The following is a 6,429-nucleotide window of genomic DNA, read 5'->3' as shown; positions in this document are numbered from 1 at the left end:
GCGCCAGTTGGGCCTTCTCCTGGGGCTCCAGGTCGTCGGCGACCACGTAGGCGACAAGCCTCCGGTCACCGGGGACGTCCTCACGGGCGACCACGGCAGCCTGGTCCACCAGGGGGTGCCCGGTCAGAACGCCCTGGACCTCACCCGGCTCGATCCGAAAGCCCCGGATCTTGACCTGGTCATCGGCCCGGCCCAGGAACACCACCTGACCGTCCGCCGTCCACTTGGCCCGGTCACCGGTGCGGTACATCCGCTCACCCGACCCCGACTCGAACGGGCTCGCCACAAACCGCTCCGCCGTCAACCCCGCGCGCCCCACGTAGCCGCGCGCCAGACCCGCACCCGCGACGTACAGCTCGCCCGCCGCGCCCGGCACGACCGGGTTCAGGTGCTGGTCCAGGACATAGAAGCGGGTGTTCGCCACCGGAGACCCGACCGGGACGGCCTCCCCGGCCACCCGCTCCGCCGTCAGCCGCGCGGTCGCCACGCCGATCGTGGTCTCGGTCGGCCCGTAATGGTTGTGCACCTCGCGCTCACCGGCGGCCGCGATCAGCTCCCGCAACCACACAGGCGACGCGGCCTCGCCACCGAGAACCAGCGACCGGGCCGGCAGGACGCCGTCGACACCACCGGCGGCCGACAGGGCGACCAGGTGCGAGGGCACGGCCTTGAAATGGTCGATCCGGTGCTCGGCCAGATACGCCGCCACCGCCTGCGGATCGGTGACCGCACCCTCCTCCAGGATGTGCAGCTCACCACCCCTGGCCAGGCTCGCGAAGACCACCGTGTTGCCAAGGTCGGTCGCCTGCGCCTGCAACAGCGCGTACCGCACACCCCCGCCACCGAAACCCACCCGCCCCGGCACCGAGGCGGTGTAATTCGCCAGACCACCATGCGTGACCGCCACGCCCTTGGGCCGACCGGTCGAACCCGAGGTGTAGATAACGTACGCGAGCGACTGCGGCGCGACGAGCCGCTCGGGACGATCCACCGAGGCCGCCCCGAGCTGCATCTCCACGAACGCGTTGTCGATCGCAACCAGACGAGAACGGCCGGCCGGAAGCTCGTCCAGAATCTCCTCGGTCGTCAGCGCCAGCGCGGCCCGGCTGTCGCGCAGCATGAACGCGATCCGGTCCGTCGGCTGGGCCGGGTCGACGGGCAGATAGCCCGCGCCCGCCTTCCACACGCCCAGGATCGCCGCGATCATGTCGACGCCACGCGGCAGGCACAGACCCACCACCGACTCGGCCCCGATCCCCTGACCAATCAGGTAATGCGCGATCCGGTTCGCCCGCGCCTCCAGCTCGGCGTACGAGACCTCCGCGCCCTCGCTGACGATGGCGGCGGCCTCGGGAGTGCGGGTCGCCTGCCGCTCGAACAGCTGGTGGACGACGGTCGCTTCGCCGTCGGTCGCCGTGTCGTTCCAGCCGACCAGAACCCGGTGGCGCTCCACCTCGTCGAGCGCCGGGACGCCGCTGAGGCGGGTCTGCGGGCTGTCGCCGAGCAGGTCGAGCACGCGCACCCAGGCCCGGGCGATCCGCTCGGCCCACTCCGCGTCGAACAGGTCGGCGGCCACCGTCACCGAGCCGCGCAGCCCGGCCGGGGCGCCCTCGGTGTCGTACGTCTCCCCCACCATCACGTCGAGGTCGAACTTCGCCGCACGGGTATCGGTGGACATGCCCCCGGTCCACACGACGGGCGTGGCCAGCGCGTCGAGACCGGCGCTGACGGTGTTCTGCTTCGTCAGGACGACCTGGAAGAGCGGGTGGCGGGCCATGGAGCGGGCCGGGGCCAGCTCCTCCACCAGCCGCTCGAACGGCACGTCCTGGTGGGCGAAGCCGGACAGGACCGCTTCCCGCACGCGGGCGAGCAGTTCGGTGAAGGCCGGGTCGCCCGCGAGGTCCGCCCGCAGCACCTGCGTGTTGACGAAGCAGCCGACCAGGTCGTCCAGGGCCTCGTCGCCGCGGCCCGCGTGCGCCGAGCCGATCGGGATGTCGGTGCCCGCGCCCAGCTTCGAGAGCAGGACGGCCAGGGCGGCCTGGAGCGCCATGAAGGGGGTCACGCCCTCGGCCCGCGCCATCTCGACGAGCCGCGCGTGCACCGGTGCCGGGACGTCGAGCGGGACGCTGTGCCCCAGGTGCGAAGCGACTGCCGGGCGGGACCGGTCGAAGGGCAGCTCCAGCTCCTCCGGCGAGCCTGCCAACGTCTCGCGCCAGTAGTCGAGTTGGCCGGCGATCACGCTGCCGGGGTCGTTCTCGTCGCCGAGCAGCGCGCGCTGCCAGAGCGCGTAGTCGGCGTACTGGACCGGCAGCGGCGCCCACTCGGGTGCCCGCCCCTCGACGCGCGCCGCGTAGGCCGTGGAGAAGTCCCGGGCCAGGGGCGCCCGCGACCAGCCGTCGCTGGCGATGTGGTGGACGAGGACGACCAGGACGCGCTCTCCCTCGCGGGTCTCGAAGAGGGTGGCCCGGATCGGCACCTCGACGGAGAGGTCGAAGGCGTACCGCGCGGCCTCGGTGACCGCGCCCTCCAGCTCCGCCGCGTCGATCGGGACGACATCCACCTTCCAGTCGAGATCGTCGGATTCGATGACCTTCTGGTACGGCTCGCCGTCCGCGACGCCGAAGACGGTACGGAGGACCTCGTGGCGGCCGATGACGTCGCGCAGGGCCGCGTTCAGGGCCAGCCCGTCGACCTCGCCGGACAGGCGGAGGGCGATCGGGCTGTTGTAGGTGGCGCTGGGGCCCTCCAACTGGCTGATGAACCAGAGGCGTTGCTGGGCGAAGGAGAGCGGGATGCGCTCCGGGCGCTCTCCGGCCGTCAGGGCGAGCCGGGCCTGTCCGGCGCCAGTCAGCCCGGCGGCGAGACCGGCGACGGTCGGGGCCTCGAAGAGGGCCCGCAGCGGGACCTCGACGCCCAGGACCGTACGGACCCGGCTGACCAGACGCACCGCGAGCAGGGAGTGGCCGCCCAGGGCGAAGAAGTCGTCATCCACCCCCACCTCGGGCAAACCCAGGACCTGCGCGAAGACCCCGCACAGCAACTCCTCCCGGAGGTCCGACGGCCCCCGCCCGCCCGCCGCCTTGCCCCCCGAGTAATCCGGCGCGGGCAGGGCCTTGCGGTCCAGCTTGCCGTTGGCGTTCAGCGGCAGGGCGTCCAGGACCACGACCGCCGAGGGGACCATGTACGACGGCAACCGCTCGCTGGCGAGGGCGGTGAGGATGCGCGGCAGCTCCTCGGCTGACTCGCCTTCCTCGGCCGGGACGGCGTAGGCGACCAGCCGCTTGTCGCCCGGCACGTCCTCACGGGCGATGACGACCGCCTGCGCGACCTCCGGGTGGGCGGCCAGGACGGACTGGACCTCGCCGAGTTCGATACGGAACCCGCGCACCTTGACCTGCTCGTCGGCGCGGCCGAGGTACTCGACCTGACCGTCGGCATTCCAGCGCACCACATCACCCGTGCGGTACAGACGACCGCCAGTGGTGGAGAACGGGTCGGCGACGAACCGCTCACCCGTCAGCTCCGGACGCCCCAGATAGCCCCGAGCCAGACCCACACCCGCGATATACAACTCACCGGGGACGCCCACCGGGACCGGGGACAGGGTGCCGTCCAGAACGTAGACACGGGCATTGGAGATCGGACGGCCGATCGGGACCACGCCCGCCACATCCGTGTCCGAGTACCAAGCCGTCGTGTACACCGTGGCCTCGGTCGGACCGTAGATGTTGGCAACCCGCGCACCCGGAATCGCCGCACGAATCCCGGCCACCGCGTCGGCGGTCAGCGCCTCACCCGCCAACACCACCGTACGAGGACGAGCCTGAATCTCACCCGAGGCCACCATCTGCGCGAAAGCGGACGGCACACCACTCACCAGGCTCACGTCACCCACACCCGCATCGGCGTCAGCCAGAGCCAGCAGATCCGGCACCACTTCCACTCTGCCGCCCGACACCAGCGGACCGAAGAGCTCGAAGACCGAGACATCGAAGTTGAAGGACGTGGAGGCGAGAACGCGAGAGAAGTCCGCTCCCCCGAACTCCGCCGCCGCCCAACCCAACAGCCCGGCCACCGACCGGTGCTCGACCACCACACCCTTGGGGCGCCCGGTCGACCCCGACGTATAGCTCACATACGCCGGATGCTCCGACCGGATCACCACCCCCAGCGGACCCTCCTCAACACCAGCCAACTCGATATCGTCCAGCACCACCACGGCCGCGTCCGTCTCCGGCACCGCCGCCACAGTGCCCGTCGAGGCGAGCACCACCACCGGCTGGGCATCCGCGAGCATGTACGCGACGCGCTCGGCCGGATAACCCGGATCAATCGGCAGATAGGCACCACCCGCCTTCAACACCGCCAGCAGCGCCACCACCGTCTCAACACCGCGCTCCAGACAGACCCCGACAAACGACTCCGGACCCACCCCCTGGACGACCAGATGACGCGCCAACCGGTTCGCCCGGACATCCAGTGCGGCGTACGACACCTCCACACCACCCGCGACCACCGCGACCGCCCCCGGCGTCCGCGCCACCTGCGCCTCGAACAGCCCTGCCACCGTGGCGTCGCCCGGCAGCTCGACCGCCGAGTCGTTCCACTCGGTCAGCACCCGGTGCCGCTCGGCCTCATCCAGCACCCGTACCGCGCTCAGCGGCACGTCCTCGTCGCGGTCGAGGGCCGATTCGAGCGCGGAGACCAGGTTTCCGGCCGCCGTGCGCACGAACTCGCCCACCACGCGCGGGTCGATCGGCGCCACCGCATCCACGGCCAGCGAGATCCGGTCGCCGTTGTCGTCGACCGAGACCATCAGCGGGTAATTGGTGCGCTCCTCGAAGAACACCCTCCTGATCCCGTCCAGCCGCTCGTCGCGGACCTGGGGCACCTCGGCCGCACTGCCGCCGCTGTTGTGGCGGTAGTTGAACAGCGCGGTGAACAGGGGCACGTCACCGGTCACCCCACTGGCCTGCTGCGCCAGCGTGAGCGGCGCGTGCTCGTGCTCCAGAAGCTCCGCCAGCTGGCCGCGCATTGCGGACACCGTCGTGAGGACGCCGAGTTCGTTGGTGCGCACGCGGACCGGCAGCGTGTTCAGGAAGGGACCCGGCACCCGCTCGGAACCCGCACCGGCGTTCATGCGGCCGAACAGGACCGTGCCGAAGACCACGTCCTCGCGACCGCTGACCGCCGCCAGAACCCGTGCCCAGGCCAGGTGCAGCAACGTCGCCGGGCTCGCGCCCAGTTGACGGGAGACGTCGAGCAGGCGCGCGTGCAGCTCGTCACCGAAGACGACCCGGGCGCGCGTGGTGCCGGTGCCGTCGCCGCGGACGTCGACCAGGCCGAAGGGGGCCGTGGGCTCGGTGACGTCGCCGAGCAGTTCGGCGAAGTACCGCTCGTGCTCGCCCGTGGTCACTCCGGCGCGGGCCTGCGCGACGAAGTCGCGGAAGGGCAGCGGCTCCGCGAGGGCGCCGTCGCGTCCGGTGAGGAACGCGTTGACCTCGGCCAGCATGACCTCCAGAGCGGTGTGGTCCTGCACCATGTGGTGGATCCGCACCAGCGCCAGCCACTGGTCCCCGCCGGGGACGCGGCCCGCGTGGACCCGGATCAGCGGGGCCCGGCCCAGGTCCATCGACCCGCCGCCGATCGCGAGCAGCTGCTGCACCGGGTCGCCGCCCTCGGCGTCCAGGGTGACGGACTCGACGGGCAGGGTCGCCTGCCGCCGCACCACCTGGACCGGCTCGCGCAGGCCCTCCCACACGATCGACGTGCGATAGATGTCGTGGCGGTCCACGACGCGCTGGAGCGCGTCCGCGAAGGCGTCGAACCGCTCGCGCGAGTCGAACTCGACCACCGTCGGCATGACGTACGTGTCCTCGCCGCCCTCCGCGAGGAGGTGGTGGAAGAGCAGGCCCTCCTGGAGCGGAGCCAGCGGATAGACGTCGGCCACGTTCGCGGCGCCGCCGTCCACGGTGGCGACGACGGCCGCGAGCTCGGCGGCCGTGAGGTCGACGAGCGGCAGCATCTCCGGGGTGATCTCGGTCGCGCCGGCCGGGATCAGGTTCGCCGGGACGGCCACCTGCTCGGAGCCCGCCGAGGCGGCGAGCCCGGCCGGGGTCGGGGCGTCGAAGAGCGCCCTGATCGAGACCGAGACACCGCGCGTACGGAGCAGGGCGACCAGGCGGATCGCGAGGAGCGAGTGGCCGCCGAGCCGGAAGAAGTCGTCGTCCACGCCGACCCCCTCGACGCCGAGGACCTGGGCGAAGGCCGCGCACAGGATCTCCTCGCGGGCGTTGGCGGGCCCGCGGCCCCTGCCGGCGGCGTATTCGGGCGCGGGCAGGGCCTTGCGGTCCAGCTTGCCGTTGGCGTTCAGGGGCAGGGCGTCCAGGACCACGACCGCCGAGGGGACCATGTACGACGGCAACCGCT

Annotated in this window: 1 protein-coding gene; it reads right to left on the bottom strand. The window is 72.0% G+C overall.

Features of this window, described 5'->3' with window-relative positions:
- Positions 1–6,429, bottom strand: a 6,429-nt coding sequence (locus ACFWZ2_RS43265; protein ID WP_384555299.1) for an amino acid adenylation domain-containing protein, incomplete at both ends; no start/stop codon positions are given.

It is taken from the genome of Streptomyces sp. NPDC059002 (assembly GCF_042740435.1).
Lineage (GTDB): Bacteria > Actinomycetota > Actinomycetes > Streptomycetales > Streptomycetaceae > Streptomyces.
The sequence above is the reverse complement of the archived record's forward strand: the minus strand, read 5'-3'. Positions and strand labels throughout refer to the sequence as shown.